The organism is Thiohalorhabdus sp. (genome assembly GCF_046545655.1).
Classification (GTDB): Bacteria; Pseudomonadota; Gammaproteobacteria; order Thiohalorhabdales; family Thiohalorhabdaceae; genus Thiohalorhabdus.
Map to the genome: position 1 here is coordinate 1 of NZ_JBKGZG010000026.1, position 21249 is coordinate 21249.

A 21249-nucleotide genomic window follows, 5' to 3' on the forward strand; every position below is an offset into this window, starting at 1 on the left:
AGGTCAGGGCCACGTTGCGCAGGGTGGGCACCTTGTACATGTGGGCGTCGGCCTCCTCATCGGTGTGCTCGGCCCGGCCCTTGTCTTCCATCAGGTTGTATTTCTCCACGTACTCGTTGTCGCTGAACGTGGGGAACTTCTGGTAGACGCCCTCGCCCTTCTCCTGCTCCAACTGGTTGCCGCTGAAGTTGGGGCCGCTGTGGCAGGAGGTGCAGCCCACCTCGTTGAAGGTCTCCATGCCCCGCACCTGTTGCTCGGTAAGGGCATCCTCGTCGCCTTCCACGTAACGGTCGTAGGGGCTGTTCGGCGTGATCAGGGTGCGCTCGAAGGCGGCCACCGCCTTGGTGGCGTTCTCCACCGAAATGGGGTCCTCATCCTCGGCGAAGGCCTCCTTGAACATCTCGCGGTAGCCGGGGATGGATGCCACCCGCTCCAGGGCCACCTCCAGGGCCTCCACGCCCATCTCCACCTCGGCGAGCACCGGCCCCTTGGCCTGCTCCTCCAGGGTTTCGGCGCGGCCGTCCCAGAACTGAGAGGCATTAAAGGCGCTGTTCCAGACCGTGGGGGCGTTGCGCGGGCCGGTCTTGCCGTGCACGCCCATGGAGGTGGGCCGGCCGTCGTCACCGCCTTCCATCACGTTGTGGCAGGTGTTGCAGGAGACCGTTCCCGTCTCGGAGTAGCGCGGATCGAAGAACAGCTTCTTGCCCAGCTCCACCTTCTCCTCGGTGGTGGGGTTGTTCTCCGGGGAGGGCGCTTCCTCCGGCAGGGCCTGCCAGTCGTAGGCCGCGGCGTTTCCGGCCAGGACCAACGCGCCGGCCGCTGCCAGCAGGGAGCCGCCCCGCCGTCCCCAGGAATGCAACCGTTCACTCGCCTTCATACCCCTCTCCTTGTCCAAGCGTTTCGCGATCAAGAATGTGAGCGTATTATTATCATCTCCTGAATATTTAGACAAGGTCTAAAAAACAGGCTCAATCCTTTTGCGGGTATTGAGTATGGCCACCGCCCCGGACGCCTGCAACCCTGCCGGGCGGCTTGTCTTCCGCTAAAATGGGGACAGTACCCCTTTGTCCCAAGAGCCAAGACCAAAGCACCATGGACGATTCCATCGACCTCCTCCGCCACGGCGAGCCCGAGGGGGGAAAGAAATATCGCGGTCAGACCGACGATCCCCTCACTGAACGGGGCTGGGAGCAGATGTGGGGGGCGGTCGGCTCCCACCGCCCCTGGCGGCGCATCGTCACCTCCCCCCTGCTGCGCTGCTCCGCCTTCGCCGAGGCCCTGGCCGGGGCCATGGGCCTGGAGGCAGTCAGCGACCAGCGGCTGATGGAGGTGGACTACGGGCCCTGGTCCGGCCGGACCCTGGACGAGCTCCGCGCGGAGGAGCCGGAGGCCCTGGAGGCCTTCCTGCGCGACCCCTGGCGCAACCGGCCCGCGGGCACGGAGCCCATGGAGGATTTCACCCGGCGGGTGCTGGCCGCCTACGAGGAGCACCTGCCCGGGGAGGGCCCGTTGCTGATCGTGGGCCATGCCGGGGTGCTGCGCACCATCATCGCCCACAACCTGGGGATGCCCCTGGAGAACCTCTTCCAGCTCCAGATCCCCTACGCCGGGCGGGCCCGCTTCCAGTCCCCCTACGGCCGACCCCGGCTCGGCCACCTGGCGCCCCGGCCGCCGGAAGACTGACTTGCACCCGGCGCTGTTGGCCGTCGCCGACCTGACCCTGATCCCCGTACCGGGCGCCGGCCGGGCCTCCCCCGCCGACCACGCCCGGGCCGCGCCCTGGTATCCCCTGGCGGGGCTGGTGGCGGGTGCGGCGCTGGTGGCGGGGGCCCTGCTTCTCCAGGGCCTGCCCACCCTCCTGGCGGCGCTTCTGGTCACGGCGCTGTGGGTGGGGCTCACGGGGGCCAGCCACCTGCGGGGGCTCGCCGAAACCCTCGGCGCCCTCGCCGCCGGCGGCGGGAACCGGCGGCGTACGCTGCGCATCATGCGCGCCGACCGGCCCCGGGCCTGGGCGGTGGGGGCGGTGGTGCTAATGGCCGCAGCCAAGGCTGCGGCGGTGGGCTGCCTGATCCACCACCAGCTCTGGGCGGGGCTGCTGGCCGCCCCCGTGGCCGGCCGCGTGCTGCTGACGGCCCTCCTGGCCACCACGCCCCACGCCGCCGAGCCCGGCGACCTGCTCTGGATTCCCCGGATGGATCGGGCCGCTGTGCTGGTAGGCACGCTGGCCGGGGCCATCCTGGTGGCGCTGACTGTCCCCGGCCCCCTCGCGGCCCTCGGCGCCCTGGGCCTGCTCGCCGTGCTCCTGCGCTGGACCGCCAAGCGGGTGCTGGGCGGCTTCAACACCCCGGTCCTGGACACCGCCTGCGAGCTGGGGGAGGTGGCCGTGCTGGGGGCGGCGCTGCTGGGCCCTGGCGGCTGCCTCTCCTTCTAACCCGCTATCCCCGAGGGTTCGTAACCGTGCCCGAGCTGCCGGAAGTGGAGGTCACCCGCCGGGGCATCGCCCCCCACGTGGAGGGGCGGCGGCTGGAGGGTGCCCGGGTCCGGGATCCGCGCCTGCGCTGGCCGGTTCCGGAGGACCTGGACGCCATCCTGCGCGGGAGGCGAGTTTCCGCCGTGGAGCGGCGCGCCAAGTACCTCCTGCTGCGCCTGGGCGACGCCGGGACCCTCCTGCTCCACTTGGGGATGTCGGGGAGCCTGCGGGTGGTGCCCGCGGAGACCCCGCCCACGGCCCACGACCACGTGGACCTGCTGCTGGAGGGCGGGAGGGTCCTGCGCCTGCGCGACCCCCGCCGCTTCGGGGCCGTCCTCTGGACCCCGGAGCCGCCGGAGCGCCATCCCCGCCTGGCCGGCCTGGGGCCGGAGCCCCTTTCCCCGGAGCTGACCGGCGACTACCTGCACCGCCGCAGCCGGGGGCGGCGCCTGGCGGTGAAGAATTTCCTCATGGACGCCCAGGTGGTGGTGGGGGTAGGCAACATCTACGCCAGCGAGGCGCTGTTCCGGGCGGGCATCCGGCCCGACCGGGAGGCGGGCCGCGTCGGCCGGGACCGCTACGTCCTCCTGGCGGCGGCGGTGGCGGCGGTCCTGGAGGAGGCCATCGCGGCGGGCGGCACCACGCTCCGCGACTTCACCAGCGGGGAAGGCGCCCCGGGCTATTTCCGGCAGGAGCTGGCGGTCTACGGCCGGGAGGGGGAGGCGTGCCCCGTCTGCGGGCGGGGCATCCGCAAGGCGGTCATCGGGCAGCGGTCGAGCTTCTTCTGCCCGGGCTGCCAGCGCTAAACCAGGGCGATTTCTCCTTCAAATGGCTGGATCAGGGATGCCCGCAGGGAGAACGGTTGGGAGGATTTTGGCGCACGCGCGCTGTCCAAGGAGTAGGACCTGTTCATTCTCCAGGTGAACCGGAGCCCAGCCCGGAAAACTCCACCTTGGGACAAGAATGAACCAGGGCGGACAACCTGTTACGCTGAACTGCTCAACCTCCCCACCAACCGTAAAAGGAGCATCCCATGGCACTTCACCTGGGCGACACCGCACCGGACTTCGAGATCGAGACCACCAAGGGCACCATCAAATTCCACGACTGGATCGGCGACTCCTGGTGCTTCTTCTTCAGCCATCCGGCGGACTTCACCCCGGTATGCACCACGGAGATGGGGCGTACCGCCCAGCTGGCCAAGGAGTTCGAGGCCCGCAACGTCAAGCCGCTGGGGCTTTCCACGGACACGGTGGAGGAGCACGTCAAGTGGATCGAGGACGTGAACGAGACCCAGAACACCACCCTCGACTTCCCCATCGTGGCCGATGCGGACCTCAAGATCTCCAAGCTCTACGAGATGATCCATCCGGAGGAGAGCAGCACCGCCGCGGTGCGCTCGGTCTTCATCATCGACCCCAAGAAGAAGATCCGCCTCACCATGACCTATCCCATGTCCGTGGGCCGCAACTTCGACGAGATCCTCCGGGTGATCGACGCCCTGCAGGTGGGGGACGCCCACGGGATCGCCACCCCGGCGGACTGGACCAAGGGCGACAAGGTGATCATCCCGCCCACGGTGAGCAATGAGGAGGCGCAGAAGCGCTTCCCGCAGGGCTTCGAGGAGCTCAAGCCCTATCTGCGCCTGACCAAGGTAAGCTGAGCTACCTGCCGCGCGGCTCCCTGGCCCCGCCTCCCTGGCGGGGCCTTTTCGTGGTCCGTACGGGGGCGGTCCCGGGTGCCCCAGGGCCCTGGAGGAGCACTCGGAACGGGAGCATGAAGGAAGCCGCTAGGGGGTCTCCGGACTCAGAACCTTTGCCTCCCCCTCGCCTCGGGGATCGGCTGCGGCCTTCACCGTGCCGGTCTCGCGGTTCCACAGGACCGCCTGCATGTCGCCGTAGGTGCGGTCCATCTCCGCCAGGGTATGGCCCATCTCCTCCAGGGCGGCGCGCTCCTCCTCGGAAAAGGCCCCGGGCTCGTGCTGGATCTCGTCCGGCAGGTACTGGTGGTGGTAGCGGGGCCGCTCCACCCAGTGCGTCAGGGCCTCCGCCCCGCCCTCGTCGTGGACGAAGCCGGCCACGGCCCGCGCCACCATGGAGATGATGCGGGAGCCGCCGGGAGTGCCCACGATCAGGGAGCGCTCCGGGCCTTCCACGAAGGTGGGGCTCATGGAGGACAGCGGCCGCTTGCCCGGCTCGATGGCGTTGGCCTCCCCGCCCACCAGGCCGTAGGCATTGGGCTCCCCGGGCTTGGCCACGAAGTCGTCCATCTCGTCGTTGAGGACCACGCCGGTGTCCCCGGCCACGAAGCCGCTGCCGAAGGGGTAGTTGATGGAGAGGGTGGCGGCCACCCGGTTGCCCTTTCCGTCCAGGACGGAGAAATGGGTGGTGTTGCGCCCCCCCCGCGCCGCCGGCGGGCCGGGCAGGTGGGCGCTGGGCAGGGCCTTCTCGGGATGGATGGTGGCCGCCAGCCCGGCGTTGTAGTCCCGGCTGGTGAGGCGCTCCATGGGCACGTCCACGAAGTCGGAATCGCCGAGGTGGACGGCCCGGTCCCGGTAGGCGCGGCGCATGGCCTCGATGAGCAGGTGGGTCCGCGCCGCCCCCTCGGCCTCGCCGTAGCCCTTGGCCTCCAGCATGCGCAGGATCTGAGCCAGGGCCACGCCCCCGGAGGACGGCGGAGGAGCAGCGACCACGCGGTGGCCGGCCACTTCAAAGGCGATGGGCTCACGCTCCTCCACCGCGTAGTCCGCCAGGTCCTCCCGGGTGATGAGGCCCCCGGCGGCCTGGTTGCTCTCCGCCAGCTCGCGGGCCACCGGGCCGGCGTAAAAGCCGTCCCGGCCTTCGGCGGCGAGGCGCTCCAGGGTGCGGGCCAGATCCGGCTGGCGGATCACCGTGCCCACTTCGGGCACCTCCTTGTCGGCGAGGAACACCTCCGCGGCGCGCGGATGACGGCGCAGGACCTCCAGCCGGAATTCCGCCAGGGTGCGGTAGCGCTCGGTGACGGCGAAGCCCTCCCGGGCATAGCGGATGGCCGGGGCCAAGCTCTCGGCCAGGGGCAGCTCGCCATACTCCCCGGCCAGGTGCGCCAGGGCCGCCGGCTCGCCGGGCACGCCGGCCGCCTTGGGGCCGTTGATGGAGGCCCCCTCGATCACCTCGCCCTCGGCGTCCTGGTACATGTCCGGGGTGGCGGCCGCCGGTGCCTTTTCGCGGCCGTCCACCATGACCTCCCGGCCGTCCGCGGTGCGCAGCAGCCAGAACCCGCCCCCGCCGAGCCCCGATCCGTAGGGCTCCACCACCGCCAGGGCGGCGGAAACGGCTACCGCCGCGTCAAAGGCATTGCCCCCGGCTTCGAGGATCTCCCGCCCAGCCGCCGTGGCCTTCGGGTGAGCACTCGCCACCGCGGGCTGCTCCGGTCCATCTTCCGCATAAACCGGCACCGAGAAAAGCAGGAGGAACATCAGGAGCGGGAAGAAGCGCTGGGATCTTGGGGAGGGCCGGAACATGGTCGCTCCTGGAACGGTGTGGCGCGGAAGCCGGACCCGGCTCAGGAGGCCTCGTCCATCAAGGCCTCGTAGCGGGCGTAGAGGGTCTCCTCGCTCTCGCGGCGCTGGGGATCGGGGAGGATGCAGTCCACGGGACAAACCTCCACGCACTGCGGCTCGTCGTAGTGCCCCACGCACTCGGTGCAGCGCCCGGGGTCGATCTCGAAGATCTCCTCGCCCTGGTAGATGGCCTCGTTGGGGCACTCGGGCTCGCAGACGTCGCAGTTGATGCATTCGTCGGTGATGTAGAGAGACACCGCTTCAGTCCTCCCCGGAGCCGGACCCCGCGCCGGAGCCCAGGCGGTGGTTGAGGGCGCTCACCACCTCCGAGTGGACGAAGGCCGAGACGTCGCCGCCCATGCGGTAGATCTCCCGCACCAGCCCGGAGGAGAGGTAGGTATAGGACTCGCCCGTCATCAGGAACAGGGTCTCCACATCCGCGTCCAGCTTGCGGTTCATGGAGGCCATCTGGAACTCGTACTCGAAATCGGAGATGGCCCGCAGGCCCCGCAGGATCACGCCGGCGCCCTGCTCGTGGACGATGTCGATGAGCAGCCGGTCGAAGGCGATCACCCGAAGGTTGGGCACGTCGCTCATGACCCGCTCCACCAGGGCCACGCGCTCCTCCAGGGGAAACCAGGGCCCCTTGGCGTAGTTGGCGGCCACCGCCACCACCACCTCGTCGAAGAGGCGGCTCGCCCGGCGGATCAGGTCCTCGTGGCCCTTGGTGATGGGGTCGAAGGTGCCCGGGTACAGGGCCACCCGGGGGTCCCGCCCCGGCATTTTCGCTGTCACGGCAGTCCTCCCATGGGCGGGGCTAGCCCTCCCGCCGATAGAGATGGAAGGCGGATTCGCCGCAGCTACCCCGGCGATCGTCCCGCCAGCCCGCCGGGACCGCCGGGGGGTCCTCGTCGCCGCCCACCTCCAGGAAGATCCGGGCCTCCTGCGCCAGCCAGCCGCCCTCTTCCAGGACGGCCGCGGCGCGTGCGGCCCAGCCGTGGCCGAAGGGGGGATCGAGGAATACCAGGTCGAAGGGGCGCTCCGCGGGGCCCTCCAGGAACCGCCACGCCGAGGCGGACACCACCCGGATGCGGGGGTCCTCGCCGAACAGGGCGAGGTTCTCCCGCAGGGCGGCCTGGGCCCCACGGGCCGATTCCACGAAGGTGGCGTGGTCGGCGCCCCGGGACAGGGCCTCGATCCCCAGGGCGCCGCTGCCGGCGAACAGGTCCAGCGCGACGCTGCCTTCCACCTCGCCCTGGAGCCAGTTGAACAGGGTCTCCCGCACCCGGTCCGCCGTGGGGCGCACCCCCCTGCCCCGGGGCACCCGCAGGCTGCGCCCCTTGGCCTGACCGCCGATCACCCGCACGGTGCGTCCCTCATCCGGGCCGAGCCGGCCCGGTGTTCACCACTTCCGCTCGAGACCCACTCCGCAGTGCTCCAGCAGGGCGCTGGTGCCGCCGTCCTCGGGATAGGTGGCGGTGATGGCGGTGGCGGTCAGGTCCAGCTCCCGCCCACCCTGGGGCGTGGTGTAGCGCTGGCCGGCGATGCGGTCCTTCCAGATGGCCCCGGCGTCCTGGGCGTCCTGGGCGCCGGCCTCGGGCAGCAGGACGGTGAAATGGTCCATCCCGGACCGGCTGATCTGGTTGTACTTGCGCATGTTCTGGCCCAGTAGCTTGCCCACCTGCTCCAGGAAGGCGTCGGCGGTGAAATCGCCGAACTCCTTTCGATAGCTGGAGAGCTGATCGAGCTTGAGGGTTAGGACGCTGAACTGGCGTCCGAAGCGCTCGGCCCGCGACTCCTCGGCCAGCACCTGCTCGCGGAAGGGCTCCGGCATCATCATGCCGGTGACGGGATCGCGCTGGTAGACCTGGAAGAACCGCTCGGTGCGCTTCAGGGCGGTGCGGATCCGGGCCAGCAGCTCCTCGGCCTCGATGGGCTTGGTGATGTAGTCGTCGGCGCCGAGGGACAGGCCGTACACCTGGTCCTGGACCTCCTCCTTGGCGGTAAGGAACAGGAAGGGCACCAGGGCGTACCGCCCCTGGCTGCGCACCTCGCGGTAGAACTCGTAGCCGTCCATCTCCGGCATCATGATGTCGGAGACGATGGCGTCCGGGCGCCGCAGCTGCAAGCTTTCCAGCGCCTCCTGTCCGTTCTCGGCGGAGATCACATCGAACCCGCCCGAACGGAGGATGTGCTCCAGCATTTGCCGGGAGGAAGCGGAATCCTCCACCAGCAGCACCCGCTGTACGACATCGGCCATGTTTCTTCCCTCCGGCTGTGGCCCATTACGGGGGCGAGCCATGCCACACGTACGGGGAACCCCGCCCCGGACACCCCCTGCTCCCTACTGGGACAGTTCGGGCTATAGGTTCCCACAACATGGCTTGTCATGGAAACCTATCGGCTTATACCGCTCACTGCCCCGTTTCGACCTCCTCAAAGCCCTCGGGACGTTCGGCCCCCACCACCACCGTGACCATGCGCTCCGGGTCGAGGCGGCCGTCCATGGCGGCCCGGATGGCCTCTTCGTCCACCGCCCGGACCCGGGGAATGTAGCGCTCCAGGTAGTCCTCGCCGAGATCGTAGAAGCCCATGGTGCCCAGGTTGCTCACGATGTCCTTGTTGCCGGCGATATCCAGCGGGAAGGAACCGGTGAGGTAGCGCTGAGCGGCCTCCACCTCCTCCTCGGTGGGCCCGTCCTGGACGAACTCCTTCACCTCGCCCTGCAGCACATCAAGGGCCTTTGCGAGGTTCTCGTTGGCCGTCTGGAGCCCAGCGACGAAGGGCCCCCGGCGCTGCAAGCCGCGGAAGGTGCTGAACACGCTGTAGGACAGGCCGCGCTCCTCGCGCACGGCCCCCACCAGCCGGGAGGCGAAGCCGCCGCCGCCCAGACTGTAGTTGCCCACCAACAAGGGGAAGTAGTCCTCCCCGCCGCGGCGGATGGCGGGCTGGCCCATGAGCACGTGGGCCTGGGTGACGTCGCGCTCCAGGAAGACCTGTTGCGGACCTTCGAGCTCGGGAACCTCGGGCAGGGGCTCGGGCCGGGAGCCCTCCGGGAGCCCGCCCAGGGTGTCGGCCAGGAGCTGCCGGGCATCCTCCTGTTCCAGATCCCCCACCACGGCGATGGTGGCGTTGGCTCCCACAAAGTGGTCCTCCGCGAATTCCTGCAGGTCCTCGCGGCCGATTTCCCGGAGGTGCTCCGGGATGCCTTTGCCCGGGTGGGCGTAGGGGTGGTCGCCGTACACGGCCCGGAAGAAGGCCTTCACCCCCTCGGTCTGGGGGTCCTCCCGGTCGCGGCGGATGGAGATGATCTGACGCTGGCGCTCCCGCTGCAGGGCCTCCTCGGGGAATACCGGGTCCCGCAGGGCCAAGGCCATGAGGTCCAGGGCCTCCCTTTCCGTTCCCTCGCTGGTGAGGCTGGTGACCTGCACCGAGAAGGTGTCGCGGCTGCTCGAGGCTTCGAAGTCCAGGCCCAGCCCGTCCACCTCGCGGGCGAAGGCGTCGGAGGAGAGGTCGCCGGCGCCCTCGTTCAGCATGCGGGCCACCAGGGCGGACAGGCCGTGGCGCCCCTCGGGGTCCCGCGCGCTCCCCGCGTCAAAAGTGGCACGGACGCTTACCATGGGCAGCGAGGGGCGGTGCACGAAGTAGACCCGGGCGCCGTTGTCCATTTGCCAGGTCTCGATGGGGACGGAATATTCCCCCTCCTCCGCCCGGTCCTCCGCCGGAGCGCTTCCCGCCCCCAGGGCCAGTCCTGCCGCCACCAGGAGGGCGCGCACGCCCCCCCTCCGGAGCATCCCCGTCGCCGTTCCTGTGCTCACGATTCCTCCTCCGCGGATTGGGGCTTTTCGGGGTGGAGCCGCACCACCGTGCGGCGCTCGGGCTGGAGGTACTTGCGGGCCACCTCCCGGACCTGCTCGGGGGTCACGGCACGGATGCGGTCCACGTAGGTGTCCAGGTACTCGTGTCCGTAGCCGATGGTCTCCAGCTTGCCGATCTGCATGGCCTGGTAGAACACCGAGTCGCGCTCGAACACCTCGTCTGCCTCGATCTGGCGCTTGACCCGGTCCAGCTCCTCGGCGGGCACCAGGTCCTCCCGCAGGGTGCGGACCTCGGCCAGCAGGGCTTCCTCCAGATCGCCCATAGAGGTATCGCCGGCGGGGACGCCGTCCACGTAGAACAGGCCGGAGTCCCGGCTTGCCGGGTCGTAGAAGGTATCCGCCGCGGCCGCCACGCCCTGCTCCCGCACCAGCCGCGCTGGGAGGCGGGCGGAGCGCCCCTCGCTCAGGATCCCGGCCAGGACCCGCAGGGCGTAGGGCTCCCACTCCTCCTCGGCCGCGGGCAGGTTGGGCACGCGGTAGCCGGCCACCAGATACGGCACCCGCGCCCGGCCGGTGATGTCCGCCTGTCGCTCGCCCCCCGGGTCCGCCCCGTAGGTGGGCCGCTGCGGGCCTTCCTCGCCGCCCTCCAGGTCGCCGAAATACTCTTCCGCCTTGGCGAAGACCTCCTCGGGATCCACATCCCCCGCCACCACCAGGCGGGCGTTGGCCGGGGCGTAGTATTCGCGGTACCAGGCCTCGGTCTGCTCCACGGTGAGAGCCTTGAGGTCGGGCATCCAGCCGATGATGGGGTCGCCGTAGCCGCTGGCGTCAAAAGCCACCGAGGACAGCACCTCCCGGGCCTTGGCCTGCGGGTTGTCCTCCACGCGCAGGCGGCGCTCCTCCATGACCACCTTAGCCTCCTTGTCGAATTCCTCCGGCGGCAGGAGGAGGTTGACCATGCGGTCCGCCTCCAGGCGCAAGGCCACATCCAGGCGATCGGCGGCGAGCTGCTCGAAGTAGGCGGTGTAGTCCTGGCCGGTGAAGGCGTTCTCCTCGCCGCCGTTGCGGGCAATGATCTCCGAGAGCTCGCCGGGGCCCACCTCCTCCGTGCCCTTGAACATCATGTGCTCGAGCACGTGGGAGATGCCCGTCCGGCCGCGGGGCTCATCGAGCCCCCCGACCCGGTACCAGACCATGGAGGTGACCACCGGCGCACGGCGGTCGGGCTTCACCAGCACCTCCATGCCGTTGGACAGGGTGTGGGAGACCACCTCCTCCTGGGCCTGGACGGGCGCGGCCGCCAGGATCAGGGCGCCCAGGGCGGAAAGCAGGCGCGCGGCAGCTGGACCTTTGAGCATGTCTTCTCCTAGGTTAAGGATCCTGCGCATCCGGGGCCTTCCAGGTTATCATGGTGCGGCGATTCGCCCGCCGCATCCCCAACGCAGTGAGAGCGCATGTTCAAGCGTAAGAACCAATCGCAGGAGTCCGCCGACAACGGCAACGATCGGCGGGGGCTCTTCGCCCGCATGAAGGAGGGCCTGGCCAAGACCCGCGGCAGCTTCACCGAGGGTCTGGCCCGGCTGGTGGCGGGCAAGAAGCAGATCGACGACGAGCTCATCGAGGAGCTGGAAAGCCTCCTGATTACCGCCGACGTCGGAGTGGAGGCTACCACGGAGATCATCGAGGCCATCACCGATCGGGTCAAACGCCGCGATCTCGATGACCCCGAGGCGCTGGTGGAAGCCCTGCGCGACCACCTGGTGGAGGCCGTGTCCGTGCCCGCCGACCCCCTGGACTGGCAGCCCGGCGCCGACCAGCGCGTGGTGCTGGTGGTGGGGGTCAACGGCGTGGGCAAGACCACCACCATCGGCAAGCTGGCCGCCCGCTACCAGGAGGAGGGCCTGTCGGTAATGCTGGCCGCCGGCGACACCTTCCGGGCGGCGGCGGTGGAACAGCTCCAGCAGTGGGGCGAGCGCTGCGGCTGTCCGGTGGTGGCCCAGGATACCGGGGCCGATTCGGCCTCGGTGATCCACGACGCCGTGCAGGCCGCCGCCAGCCGGGAGGCGGACGTCCTGCTCGCCGACACGGCGGGCCGGCTGCACACCAAGACCAACCTCATGGAGGAGCTGGCCAAGGTACGCCGGGTAGTGAACCGCCTGAATGCCGACGCCCCGCACGAGACCTGGCTGGTGGTGGACGCCACCACCGGGCAGAACGCCATCGCCCAGGCGGAGAAGTTCCACGAGTCGGTGCCCCTAACCGGCCTGGTGGTGACCAAGCTGGACGGCACCGCCAAGGGCGGCATCGCCGTCTCCCTGGTGCGCCGGCTGGGACTGCCCATTCGCTACATCGGCATCGGGGAGGGGGTGGAAGACCTGCGCCCCTTCGACCCGGAAGCCTACGTGGACGCCCTCCTCGATACCGGCTCGGAAGCGGGCGATGCTACGCCTTGACCGGGTCTCCAAGCGGTACCCCCAGGGCCATACGGCCCTGCAGGGGGTGTCCCTGGACTTGGCCCCCGGCTCCATGCACTTCCTCACCGGCCACTCCGGGGCGGGCAAGAGCACCCTGCTGAAGCTCGCCACCGCCATGGAGCGCCCCTCGGGGGGCCGAATCTTCTTCGGTGACGAGGAGATCACCCGCATCCCGCGGCGCCGCATCCCCCATCTGCGCCGGGCCATCGGCACCGTCTTCCAGGACCACAAGCTGCTCTACGATCGCACGGTGTTCGACAACGTTGCCCTGGCGCTGCGGGTGGCCGGCTTTCCCCAACGGCGCATCCGGGGGCGGGTGCAGGCGGCCCTGTCCAAGGTAGGCCTGGAAAGCCATCAGAACAAGGCGCCCATCACCCTCTCCGGCGGGGAGCAGCAACGCGTGGCCATCGCCCGCGCCCTGGTAAACAAGCCCTCCCTGCTACTGGCCGACGAGCCCACGGGCAACCTGGACCGCAAGCTTGCCAACGAGGTCATGAACCTGTTCCACGAGTTCCACCAGTTCGGCGTGACGGTGCTGGTAGCCACCCACGATCTGGGGCAACCGGAGCGGCTGGGCCTGCCGCAGATCCAGTTGCGGGAAGGGCAGTTGGTCTCCTGATGTCCCTCCGCATCCGGCTCCACCAGCACCGCGAGGCTTTCGACGACGCCCTGGTCCAGCTCGGGCGGGCCCCGGGCAGCACCCTGCTCACCACCCTGGTGCTGGCCCTCGCCCTGGCCCTTCCCGCCATCCTCCTGGTGACCACCGACAACCTGGAGCGCCTTACGGACGGCTTTGACGCCCCGGGGACCCTCAATGTCTTCCTCCACCCCGAAGAGCCCCCGGACCGCGAGGCGATGGAGGAGCGGCTACGGGAGCTCGACGGCATCAAGGCGGTGGCATACACCCCTCCTGACCAGGCCCTGGAGGAGGCCGCCGATCTGCTGGGGCTGGGGGACGCCCTGGCCGACATGCCGGACAACCCCCTGCCGGGCAGCTTTCGGGTCACCGTCGCCCCGGACCGGCGCGCGCCCGAGCGTATGTCCGCCCTGGCCGAGGACATCGACGGCTGGTCCGGGGTGGATCAAGTGCAGTACGAGCGGCAGTGGGTGGAGCGTTTCCAGGCGGTGGTGGATTTCCTGCGCAGCCTCGGCGGAGGCATCGCCCTGATCCTGGGCGGCGTGGTGATCCTGGTCATCGGCAACACCATCCGCCTGGCGGTGGCCGCGCGCCGCCGGGAGATCGAGGTGGTGAAGATGATCGGCGGCACCGACGCCTTCGTGCGTCGGCCCTTCCTGTACGCGGGCCTGATGCAGGGCCTCCTGGCGGCGGTGGGGGCGGGCGTGCTGGTGGCGATGGCCCTGGCCTTCCTGGACGCGGCGGTGGCGGACCTGGCCGCCCGCTACGGGGCACGACTGGGCCTGGAAGGGCCCGGCGCGGCCTTCTACGGCAATCTGCTGCTAGCCGGGGGCGCCCTCGGCTGGCTGGGCTCGCGGGTGGCGGTGCGCCGCCACCTGAGGGAGATCGAGCCCGCCTGAGGGGATCCCCTTGAAATCCTCCGGGCCGGCCCCCACCTTAGGAGGGAGACCCGCCCACGGTCCCGGAACTTCGGACGGGAACCGGCCTCTAAGGAATAAGGGCGACGGCGTAACGACTTACGCCTCCCGAACCGTTACCGAGGCGGTCCGTAGCCCCGAGTCCGGAACCTTTTTGCAACCAGGGGAGGTCCAGCCCATGGCTTCCAAGAGCCTCACCCTCTCGATTGATGCCCATAGCGGCTCTCTGGAGAGCTATCTGTCCTACGTGCGCCGGCTCCCCCTGCTTTCCTGGGAGGAGGAGCAGGACTACGCCCGGCGGTATCGTAGCGAGGAGGATCTGGAAGCGGCCCGCGCCCTGGTCCTGTCCCACCTGCGGGTGGTGGTCCGGATCGCCCGCGGCTACCAGGATTACGGCCTGCCCTTCGCGGATCTGATCCAGGAGGGCAACATCGGCCTCATGAAGGCGGTGAAGAACTTCGATCCGGACCGCGGCGTCCGGCTGGTGAGCTTTGCCGTGCACTGGATCCGGGCGGAGATCCACGAGTACATCCTGCGCAACTGGCGCATGGTCAAGGTGGCCACCACCAAGGCGCAGCGCAAGCTGTTCTTCAACCTGCGCAAGACCAAGAAGCACCTCTCTTGGCTGTCCCGCGAGGAGGCCCGGGACATCGCCGAGGACCTGCAGGTGCCCGAGGAGCAGGTGCTCAAGATGGACGCCGTCATGTCCCGCGGGGACCAGTCCCTCAACGAGCCCATCGGCGAGGACGAGGACGGCGACACCCGGGTGGACATGCTCCCCGACGGCGGCGAATCCGTGGAGGAGGAGCTGGCCGAATCGGAGCTCAAGGAGCGTACCGGCGAGGCGCTGGCCAGCGCCCTGGCCAACCTGGACACGCGCAGCCGCGAGATCATCCAGCGGCGCTGGCTGACCGAGCCGGCGGCCACCCTCCAGGAGCTGGCCGACGAGCTCCAAATCTCCGCCGAGCGCGTGCGCCAGATCGAGCGCAAGGCGCTGACCAAGCTGCAGGGCCCCATCGCCGAGGCCATGGAGGCCGAAAACGCTTGAGGCTCCCCCCCTCCTCCTGATCACCGACCGCAACCGCACCGCCGGCCGCCCCCTGCTTCAGGTGGCGACCACGGCGCTGGATGCGGGCCTCCCGGCCGTTCAGCTCCGCGACCGCGATCTTCCCGACGACGAGGCCCACGCCCTCGGCACCGCCCTGCGCGAGGCCACCCGCGCCCGCGGCGCGCGGCTGTTCGTCAACGGCCGACCCGGGCTGGCGCGGGCCGTGGGGGCCGACGCCCTCCATCTGCCCGAGGGGCTGCCCCGCCCTCCCGCCGACCAATGGGACGGCCCCCTGAGCGTGGCCGCCCACGACCGCGCCGGGCTGGAGCGCGCCTGCCAGGTGGGGGCCGCCTTCGTCCTGCTCTCCCCCCTCTTCGCCACCCGCACCCACCCCGACGCCATTCCTCTGGGCCCCGAGCGGTTCGCCGCCCTGGCCGCGGAAAGCCCCGTCCCCGTAGTCGCCCTGGGCGGCGTCACCCCCGCCAACGCCGTCGCGGCCCGCAATGCCGGCGCCCGGGGGGTGGCCTGCATGGACGCCATACTGGCCGCCCCGGACGTCTCCGGGGCGGTACGGAGCCTGCTGGCTGCGCTGGAAGGGGAAACGCGGGGAGCCGTTCGGGGCAGGGTCGGGGGTTAGCGGGGCTCGAACAGGCCGCAGGCCGCCAGGTGGTGGAGCAGGGGGCCGTTGGCGCCGGGCATGGCGTCGGCCTCCGCCCACAGCTCCGCCTCCGCCACCCAGCGCAGAGCCTGGCCCTCCAGCCCGCTAGGTATTCCGGAAAATTCCGGCACCAGAAAGGGATACAGGCGGACCGCGTAGTCCCGCTGACGGTGATCGAAGGCCGGGTAGGTGTGGACCGAATGGACGTGAATGCCCACTTCCTCGGCAAGCTCCCGATGCAGGGCCGCCTCCGCCGTCTCCCCGGCTTCCAGCTTGCCGCCCGGGAATTCCCAGATCCCGCCTCCCGGCCTGTCGGGGTCACGGCTTCCGAGAAGGAAACACCCCTCCCGCCGAACCAATCCCACCGCAACATGGAGCTCAGGGTCGACGGCCACGGCCACCCCTGTTCGACGCCGGATTAACCGCTGAGGTCACGGAGAAGGAAAAGAGACTGGGAAACCAGGAATCCAGAGGGAAAGGGGATCCTTCCTCCGGGCAAAGGGGCCTGCCGGCCGTTGCGGGCCTTTTCTCGACGCCCTCCGCGTCTCTGCGGTCCCCACATCCGCAGGTACCTAGGTGCGGTACTCGGCGTTGATGGTCACGTACTCGTGGGAGAAGTCGCAGGTCCAGCGGAGGGCGGACCCGCGGCCCCGGCCCAGGTCGAGGTGCACGGTCACCTCCTCGGGCGCCATGGCCGCCTGCCCGGCCTCCTCGGTGTACTCAGCCGCGCGCACCCCGCCACGAACCACGCAGACCTCGCCGATGTGCAGGGTCACCCGGCTCCAGTCCAGGTCCTCCGGTGCTGCGGCCCCCGCCGCCGCGAGGATCCGCCCCCAGTTTGGATCGCTGGCGTAGGCGGCGGTCTTCACCAGGGGAGAGCGCGCGACGCGGTCGGCGACGGCCTCGGCTTCCGCGTCGGAGTCGGCGCCGGAGACCCGAATGGTGAGGAGCTTGGTGGCCCCCTCGCCGTCGCGGACGATGGCCAGGGCGAGCTCCCGGCAGACCTCCGTCACGCCCTCGGTAAGCTCCCGGTACCGGGGGTCGGTGACGGATTCCACCGGGGCCATGGGCGCCTGGCCGGTGGCGGTGAGGGTCAGGGCGTCGTTGGTGGAGGTGTCCCCGTCCACGCTGATGCGGTTGAAGCTCTCCCCAACGGCGGTCTCCAGCATGACCCGCAGGCCCTCGTCGGCCACCGGGGCGTCCAGGGCCACGAAGGCGAGCATGGTGGCCATGTTGGGGTGGATCATGCCGGAGCCCTTGGCGATTCCGGTGATGTGCACCGGGGTCCCCGCCAGCTCCAGGGAGCGGCTGGCCCCCTTCAGCCGGGTGTCGGTGGTGCCGATGGCCTCGGCGGCCGCCCACCAGGCCTCGGGCTCCTCCCGGAGGCGGCTGACGCACACTGGAAGGGCCCCGTCGAAGGGCTCCAGGGGCAGGGGCTCCCCGATCACGCCGGTGGAGAAGGGCAGCACCGCGTCGGCCTCCACCTCCAGGGCCTCGGCAACCAACCGGCAGCTCTCCCGGGCCACCTCCAGGCCGGGCTGCCCGGTGGCGGCGTTGGCGTTGCCCGAGTTCACCAGCAGGGCGCGGGGCGCCGCGGCGGCCAAGTTTTCCTCGGCCACCAGCACCGGCGCGGCGCGCAGGCGGTTGCGGGTAAACACCGCGGCGGTCCGGCTGCCCGGCGCCAGGGCCACCAGCAAAAGGTCCTCCCGGTCGGGGTCCTTGAACCCGGCGGCCGCGGTCCCCAGCCGGACGCCCGGGACCGCCACCAGCTCGGGCCGGTCGTCCGGACCCACCGCCATAGCTAGCTCGCCTTCCCGTGGCACTGCTTGTACTTCTTGCCCGAGCCGCAGGGGCAGGGCTCGTTGCGGCCCACCTTGCGTCCCTCCCGGCGTACGGGCTGCGATGTCTCCGCCGACTCGGCCTCGTCGCGGGCGGCATGGCCGCCCTGCGCACCAACCGCCTCGGAGGCCACCGCCCCTTCGGCGGTGGGGTGCTGGTACTCCATCTCCGCCGGCTCCGAGGCCTCCTCCTCGAAGGCCTCCAGGTCCGACTCGGCGCGCACCTGGACCTTGTACAGCAGCTCCACCACCTCCTGCTTGAACCGGTCCAGCAGGCCCTCGAACATGCTGAAGGCCTCGCGCTTGTACTCCTGGACGGGCTGCCGCTGGGCGTAGCCCCGCAGGTGGATGCCCTCCTTGAGGTGGTCCATGGCGGCCAGGTGGTCCTTCCACTGGGTATCCAGCACCTGGAGGGCCACCACCTTCTCGAACTCGCGCATCACCTGCGGCCCGACGGAGGCCTCTTTCTCCCGGTAGAAATCGGTGATGGCCTGCCAGAGCTTCTGCTTCAGGGTCTCCTCGTGGAGGTCGGGATCCTCCTCCAGCCACTGACGCACGGGCAGGTGCATGCCGAAGGTGTGGTAGAGGCCCTCCTCCAGCCCGGCGGTATCCCACTCCTCCTCCACGGACTGCGGCGGGATGTGCTGGTGGAACACCGAATCCAGCACGGCCTCGCGGAAGGCCTCCACGGTGTCGGAGATGTCCTCGGACTCCATGAGCTCCCGCCGCTGCTCGTAGATGAGCTGGCGCTGCTGGTTGTTGACGTCGTCGTACTCCAGCAGCTGCTTGCGGATGTCGAAGTTGCGGCCCTCCACCTTGCGCTGGGCGTTGGAGATGGCCTTGTTCACCCAGGGGTGCTCGATGGGCTCGCCCTCGGGCATGCCCAGGCGCTGCATGAGGCCACTCACCCGCTCGGAGGCGAAGATGCGCATGAGGTCGTCTTCCAGGGACAGGAAGAAGCGGGAGGAGCCGGGGTCGCCCTGGCGCCCGGCCCGGCCCCGCAGCTGGTTGTCGATGCGGCGGGACTCGTTGCGCTCGGTACCGACGATGTGCAGCCCGCCCAGCTCCACCACCCGGTCGTGGCGCTCCTGCCAGTCCCGCCGGGCCTCTTCGCGGCGCCGCTCCTTCTCCTCCTCGGAGAGGCTGTCGTCTTCCTCGATGACCCGCAGCTCGAGGTCCAGGTTGCCGCCGAGGACGATGTCGGTGCCGCGGCCGGCCATGTTGGTGGCGATGGTCACCGCCCCCGGCCGGCCGGCCTGGGCGATGATCTCCGCCTCCTTCTCGTGGAATTTGGCGTTCAGCACCTGGTGCGGGATCTGGGCCTTGTTGAGCTCCTCGTCCAGCTCCTCGGACACCGCGATGGAGGCCGTGCCCACCAGCACCGGCTGGCCGCGCTCGTAACAGTCCTGGATCTCCTCCAGCAGGGCGTCGAACTTCTCCTGCTTGGTGCGGTACACCACGTCGTCCAGGTCCTCGCGGACCATGGGCTTGTGGGTGGGCACCACCACCACTTCCAGGTCGTAGATCTGCTTGAACTCCACCGCCTCGGTGTCGGCGGTACCGGTCATCCCGGAGAGCTTGTCGTAGAGACGGAAATAGTTCTGGAAGGTGATGGAGGCCAGGGTCTGGTTCTCGTTCTGGATCTCCACCCCCTCCTTGGCCTCCACCGCCTGATGGAGGCCGTCGGACCAGCGCCGGCCCGGCATCATCCGCCCGGTGAATTCGTCGATGATGACCACCTGGTTGTCGCGGACGATGTAGTCCTTCTCCCGGGTGAACAGGGCGTGGGCGCGCAGGGCCTGGTTCACGTGGTGCACCAGGTTGACGTTGGCGGCGTCGTAGAGGTCGCCCTCGTTCAGCAGCCCGGCCTCGTTCAGGAGCCGCTCCACCTTCTCATTGCCCTCCTCGGTGAGGGTCACCTGGCGGGCCTTCTCGTCCACGGCGTAGTCGGTCTCCACCTCCAGCTGCGGGATAATGCCGTCGATCTTGTAGTAGAGGTCGGTGCGATCCTCGGTGGGACCGGAGATGATCAGGGGGGTCCGGGCCTCATCGATGAGGATGGAGTCCACCTCGTCCACGATGGCGAAGGCGTGGCCCCGCTGGACCTGGTTCTCCTTGCGGAAGGCCATGTTGTCCCGCAGGAAATCGAAGCCGAATTCGTTGTTGGTGCCGTAGGTGATGTCGCAGGCGTAGGACCGCTGGCGCTCCTCGGTGGGCATGTTGGCCCTGATGGTGCCCACGGAGAGGCCCAGGAACCGATACACTTGGCCCATCCACTCGGCGTCCCGGCCAGCGAGGTAGTCGTTCACCGTGACCACGTGCACGCCCTCCCCCGGGAGGGCATTCAGATAGGCGGGCAGGGTGGCCACCAGGGTCTTGCCCTCGCCCGTCTTCATCTCGGCGATCTTGCCGTCGTGGAGCACCATGCCGCCGATAAGCTGGACATCGAAGTGGCGCATGCCCAGCACCCGGTGGCTGGCCTCCCGGACCGTGGCGAAGGCCTCCGGGAGCAGGTCGTCCAGTTTCTCCCCCCCGGCAAGGCGCTCTCGGAGCCGCTCGGTCTGCGCCGCCAAGTCCTGGTCATTCAAGGCCCGGACGGTCTCCTCCTGGGCGTTCACCCGCTCCACCAGCTTTTGGTAGCGCTTCAGGAGGCGTTCGTTGCGGGTTCCGAAGGTCTTACCGATCAGCTTGGTCAGCATCGTTGGTCCGTTTGGCTGGCGATTGGGGAAGGGGCGCGATGCGCCCGCTCTCCGGGGCTCCGGAAAGCGGGGCTATCCCTTGGTCACGTATTCGGACGAATGGTTCTCTGGGCGAGATAGCGAGGGTACGATAGCGGAACAGGGGACTACCGGTCCAGGAATTTGCGCGGATCGATGGCCTTTCCTTCGCGCAGCACCTCAAGGTGAATGTGGGGCCCGGTGGAGCGGCCGGTGTCGCCCACCGAGGCGACCTGCTGCCCTTTCTCCACGGACTCCCCCAATTCTACTGCAACATCCTCGTTGTGCCCGTAGCGGGTGCGATAGCCGTTGCCGTGGTCGATCTCAACCAATTGGCCGTACCCGTACCGCTCCCCCGCCCAAGTGACCACGCCGGGGGCGATGGCATTGACCTCGGCGCCTTCCTTGTTGGCGATATCCACGCCGTCGTGGTAGGTGGGATTTCCCGAGAAGGGGTCGACCCGACGCCCGAAGTGCGAGGAAAGCCAGCCGCCGTCGGTGGGCCAGCCGTCCGGACGCATCTGGTCCCGGACGTTGCGACGGTCGATCATGCCCCGCAGCAGCTCCAGCTGCCCCTGCCGGTTGGCGATCCGCTCGGACAGCCGCTCCACCTCCCGGGCAAGCTCGGGGAGATCCTGTCCGCCCAGCTTCACCGGCCCCCCTCGCCCCTCGAGGCTTTCGTCGGGGCCACCCACCGCCGGATCCGGGGCGAAATCGAACTCGCCATCTTCCAGACCGGCCACCTTCACCACCTGCTCGCCCAGGGAATCCAGCCGGGTCACGCGGGCCTGCATGGTGCCCACCTGCTGGCCCAGAGCCTGCATGGCCGCATCCATTCCCTCGCGGGTTTCCCGGAACCGCTTGATATCCTCCTGCAGCTCGGCCCGATCCGTCTCGAGCCGGGCCACCCGCTGCTCGTATTTATTCTTCAGGGTGGAGGCGTCGGGGGAGGTCAAAAGAAACTGGGAGGCGAGATAGGCGAACGCGGCCATGAAGCCCAGAAACGATACAATCCCCCCGAAGAGGGCGGTGCGACTGAAACTGACATGGAGGGGCCGCCCGGTGGATCCCCGTGTCAGCACCAGGCAGTAGCTCTCTTTACAGTTCCGTGCCACTTCTTCTTCCTCTGCG

The 21249-nt window shown here is 69.6% G+C and carries 21 protein-coding genes; 9 read left to right on the forward strand and 12 right to left on the reverse strand.

Annotated elements, in window-relative coordinates:
• On the reverse strand, positions 1–877 hold an 877-nt coding region (locus tag ACLFRB_RS07260), incomplete at its 3' end, for a cytochrome-c peroxidase (protein WP_411068347.1).
• 215 nt (positions 878–1092) lie between these two features.
• Between ACLFRB_RS07260 and ACLFRB_RS07265 the strand changes: the two genes are divergently transcribed.
• The 4 genes from ACLFRB_RS07265 to ACLFRB_RS07280 all read left to right on the forward strand — a co-directional run bounded on the left by ACLFRB_RS07265 (position 1093) and on the right by ACLFRB_RS07280 (position 4133).
• Positions 1093–1683: a histidine phosphatase family protein gene (locus ACLFRB_RS07265; RefSeq protein ID WP_411068348.1), complete on the forward strand. Its 591-nt coding sequence runs from the start codon at positions 1093–1095 to the stop codon at positions 1681–1683.
• Between the two features lies 1 nt (position 1684).
• The gene (locus ACLFRB_RS07270; RefSeq protein ID WP_411068349.1) at positions 1685–2431 is read left to right on the forward strand and encodes an adenosylcobinamide-GDP ribazoletransferase; all 747 of its coding nucleotides are present in this window, start codon (positions 1685–1687) and stop codon (positions 2429–2431) included.
• Positions 2432–2457: 26 nt separating this feature from the next.
• Entirely contained in the window at positions 2458–3276 is an 819-nt protein-coding gene (gene mutM, locus ACLFRB_RS07275) for a bifunctional DNA-formamidopyrimidine glycosylase/DNA-(apurinic or apyrimidinic site) lyase (RefSeq protein WP_411068350.1), read from the forward strand.
• A 227-nt stretch (positions 3277–3503) separates the two neighbouring features.
• Positions 3504–4133 (forward strand): peroxiredoxin, encoded by a 630-nt coding sequence (locus ACLFRB_RS07280; RefSeq protein WP_411068351.1) that lies wholly within the window; start codon positions 3504–3506, stop codon positions 4131–4133.
• Between the two features lie 126 nt (positions 4134–4259).
• Here the strand turns inward: ACLFRB_RS07280 and ggt are convergent, their stop codons facing one another.
• From ggt to ACLFRB_RS07315, 7 genes are all read right to left on the reverse strand, one after another.
• Entirely contained in the window at positions 4260–5972 is a 1713-nt protein-coding gene (gene ggt / locus ACLFRB_RS07285) for a gamma-glutamyltransferase (RefSeq protein WP_411068352.1), read from the reverse strand.
• 41 nt (positions 5973–6013) lie between these two features.
• Positions 6014–6268: a YfhL family 4Fe-4S dicluster ferredoxin gene (locus ACLFRB_RS07290; RefSeq protein WP_411068353.1), complete on the reverse strand. Its 255-nt coding sequence runs from the start codon at positions 6266–6268 to the stop codon at positions 6014–6016.
• Between the two features lie 4 nt (positions 6269–6272).
• The gene (gene coaD, locus ACLFRB_RS07295; protein WP_411068376.1) at positions 6273–6794 is read right to left on the reverse strand and encodes a pantetheine-phosphate adenylyltransferase; all 522 of its coding nucleotides are present in this window, start codon (positions 6792–6794) and stop codon (positions 6273–6275) included.
• Between the two features lie 34 nt (positions 6795–6828).
• Positions 6829–7377 (reverse strand): 16S rRNA (guanine(966)-N(2))-methyltransferase RsmD, encoded by a 549-nt coding sequence (gene rsmD / locus ACLFRB_RS07300; RefSeq protein ID WP_411068354.1) that lies wholly within the window; start codon positions 7375–7377, stop codon positions 6829–6831.
• Positions 7378–7413: 36 nt separating this feature from the next.
• Positions 7414–8271, reverse strand: a complete 858-nt coding sequence (locus ACLFRB_RS07305; protein ID WP_411068355.1) for a response regulator — start codon at positions 8269–8271, stop codon at positions 7414–7416.
• Positions 8272–8425: 154 nt separating this feature from the next.
• Positions 8426–9829 carry a M16 family metallopeptidase gene (locus ACLFRB_RS07310; RefSeq protein ID WP_411068356.1) on the reverse strand — a complete coding sequence of 468 codons (1404 nt, stop codon included), beginning with the start codon at positions 9827–9829 and terminating at the stop codon, positions 8426–8428.
• Positions 9826–11187, reverse strand: coding sequence for a M16 family metallopeptidase (locus tag ACLFRB_RS07315; RefSeq protein WP_411068357.1), 1362 nt, complete (start codon positions 11185–11187; stop codon positions 9826–9828). Before ACLFRB_RS07315 ends, ACLFRB_RS07310 begins: the two co-directional genes overlap by 4 nt.
• A 96-nt stretch (positions 11188–11283) precedes the next feature.
• Here ACLFRB_RS07315 and ftsY point away from each other — a divergent pair, with 96 nt between their 5' ends.
• The 5 genes from ftsY (at position 11284) to ACLFRB_RS07340 (ending at position 15542) form a co-directional block, all read left to right on the forward strand.
• Positions 11284–12282, forward strand: a complete 999-nt coding sequence (ftsY, locus tag ACLFRB_RS07320) for a signal recognition particle-docking protein FtsY (RefSeq protein ID WP_411068358.1) — start codon at positions 11284–11286, stop codon at positions 12280–12282.
• The gene (ftsE, locus tag ACLFRB_RS07325; protein ID WP_411068359.1) at positions 12269–12922 is read left to right on the forward strand and encodes a cell division ATP-binding protein FtsE; all 654 of its coding nucleotides are present in this window, start codon (positions 12269–12271) and stop codon (positions 12920–12922) included. Before ftsY ends, ftsE begins: the two co-directional genes overlap by 14 nt.
• Positions 12922–13839 (forward strand): permease-like cell division protein FtsX, encoded by a 918-nt coding sequence (gene ftsX / locus ACLFRB_RS07330; RefSeq protein WP_411068360.1) that lies wholly within the window; start codon positions 12922–12924, stop codon positions 13837–13839. Before ftsE ends, ftsX begins: the two co-directional genes overlap by 1 nt.
• A gap of 196 nt (positions 13840–14035) precedes the next feature.
• Positions 14036–14905, forward strand: a complete 870-nt coding sequence (gene rpoH, locus ACLFRB_RS07335; RefSeq protein WP_411068361.1) for an RNA polymerase sigma factor RpoH — start codon at positions 14036–14038, stop codon at positions 14903–14905.
• A gap of 19 nt (positions 14906–14924) precedes the next feature.
• Entirely contained in the window at positions 14925–15542 is a 618-nt protein-coding gene (locus tag ACLFRB_RS07340; RefSeq protein ID WP_411068377.1) for a thiamine phosphate synthase, read from the forward strand.
• Here ACLFRB_RS07340 and ACLFRB_RS07345 read toward each other — a convergent pair.
• From ACLFRB_RS07345 to ACLFRB_RS07360, 4 genes are all read right to left on the reverse strand, one after another.
• A complete protein-coding gene (locus ACLFRB_RS07345) occupies positions 15539–15958 on the reverse strand; it encodes a (deoxy)nucleoside triphosphate pyrophosphohydrolase (RefSeq protein WP_411068362.1) in 420 nt (139 codons plus the stop codon). The genes ACLFRB_RS07340 and ACLFRB_RS07345 overlap by 4 nt on opposite strands.
• Before the next feature lie 177 nt (positions 15959–16135).
• Positions 16136–17362, reverse strand: coding sequence for a bifunctional glutamate N-acetyltransferase/amino-acid acetyltransferase ArgJ (gene argJ / locus ACLFRB_RS07350; protein WP_411068363.1), 1227 nt, complete (start codon positions 17360–17362; stop codon positions 16136–16138).
• Between the two features lie 2 nt (positions 17363–17364).
• A complete protein-coding gene (secA, locus tag ACLFRB_RS07355; RefSeq protein WP_411068364.1) occupies positions 17365–20100 on the reverse strand; it encodes a preprotein translocase subunit SecA in 2736 nt (911 codons plus the stop codon).
• A gap of 146 nt (positions 20101–20246) precedes the next feature.
• Positions 20247–21233: a peptidoglycan DD-metalloendopeptidase family protein gene (locus tag ACLFRB_RS07360; protein ID WP_411068365.1), complete on the reverse strand. Its 987-nt coding sequence runs from the start codon at positions 21231–21233 to the stop codon at positions 20247–20249.
• Positions 21234–21249 lie beyond the last annotated feature (16 nt).

Excerpts from the sequence above, each read along its gene's own strand:
- ACLFRB_RS07265 (WP_411068348.1), top strand. The coding sequence starts at position 1,093 with ATGGACGATTCCATCGACCTCCTCCGCCACGGCGAGCCCGAGGGGGGA.
- ACLFRB_RS07280 (WP_411068351.1), top strand. The coding sequence starts at position 3,504 with ATGGCACTTCACCTGGGCGACACCGCACCGGACTTCGAGATCGAGACC.
- ggt (WP_411068352.1), bottom strand. The coding sequence starts at position 5,972 with ATGTTCCGGCCCTCCCCAAGATCCCAGCGCTTCTTCCCGCTCCTGATG.
- coaD (WP_411068376.1), bottom strand. The coding sequence starts at position 6,794 with ATGCCGGGGCGGGACCCCCGGGTGGCCCTGTACCCGGGCACCTTCGAC.
- ACLFRB_RS07305 (WP_411068355.1), bottom strand. The coding sequence starts at position 8,271 with ATGGCCGATGTCGTACAGCGGGTGCTGCTGGTGGAGGATTCCGCTTCC.
- ACLFRB_RS07315 (WP_411068357.1), bottom strand. The coding sequence starts at position 11,187 with ATGCTCAAAGGTCCAGCTGCCGCGCGCCTGCTTTCCGCCCTGGGCGCC.
- ftsY (WP_411068358.1), top strand. The coding sequence starts at position 11,284 with ATGTTCAAGCGTAAGAACCAATCGCAGGAGTCCGCCGACAACGGCAAC.
- ftsE (WP_411068359.1), top strand. The coding sequence starts at position 12,269 with ATGCTACGCCTTGACCGGGTCTCCAAGCGGTACCCCCAGGGCCATACG.
- ftsX (WP_411068360.1), top strand. The coding sequence starts at position 12,922 with ATGTCCCTCCGCATCCGGCTCCACCAGCACCGCGAGGCTTTCGACGAC.
- rpoH (WP_411068361.1), top strand. The coding sequence starts at position 14,036 with ATGGCTTCCAAGAGCCTCACCCTCTCGATTGATGCCCATAGCGGCTCT.
- argJ (WP_411068363.1), bottom strand. The coding sequence starts at position 17,362 with ATGGCGGTGGGTCCGGACGACCGGCCCGAGCTGGTGGCGGTCCCGGGC.
- secA (WP_411068364.1), bottom strand. The coding sequence starts at position 20,100 with ATGCTGACCAAGCTGATCGGTAAGACCTTCGGAACCCGCAACGAACGC.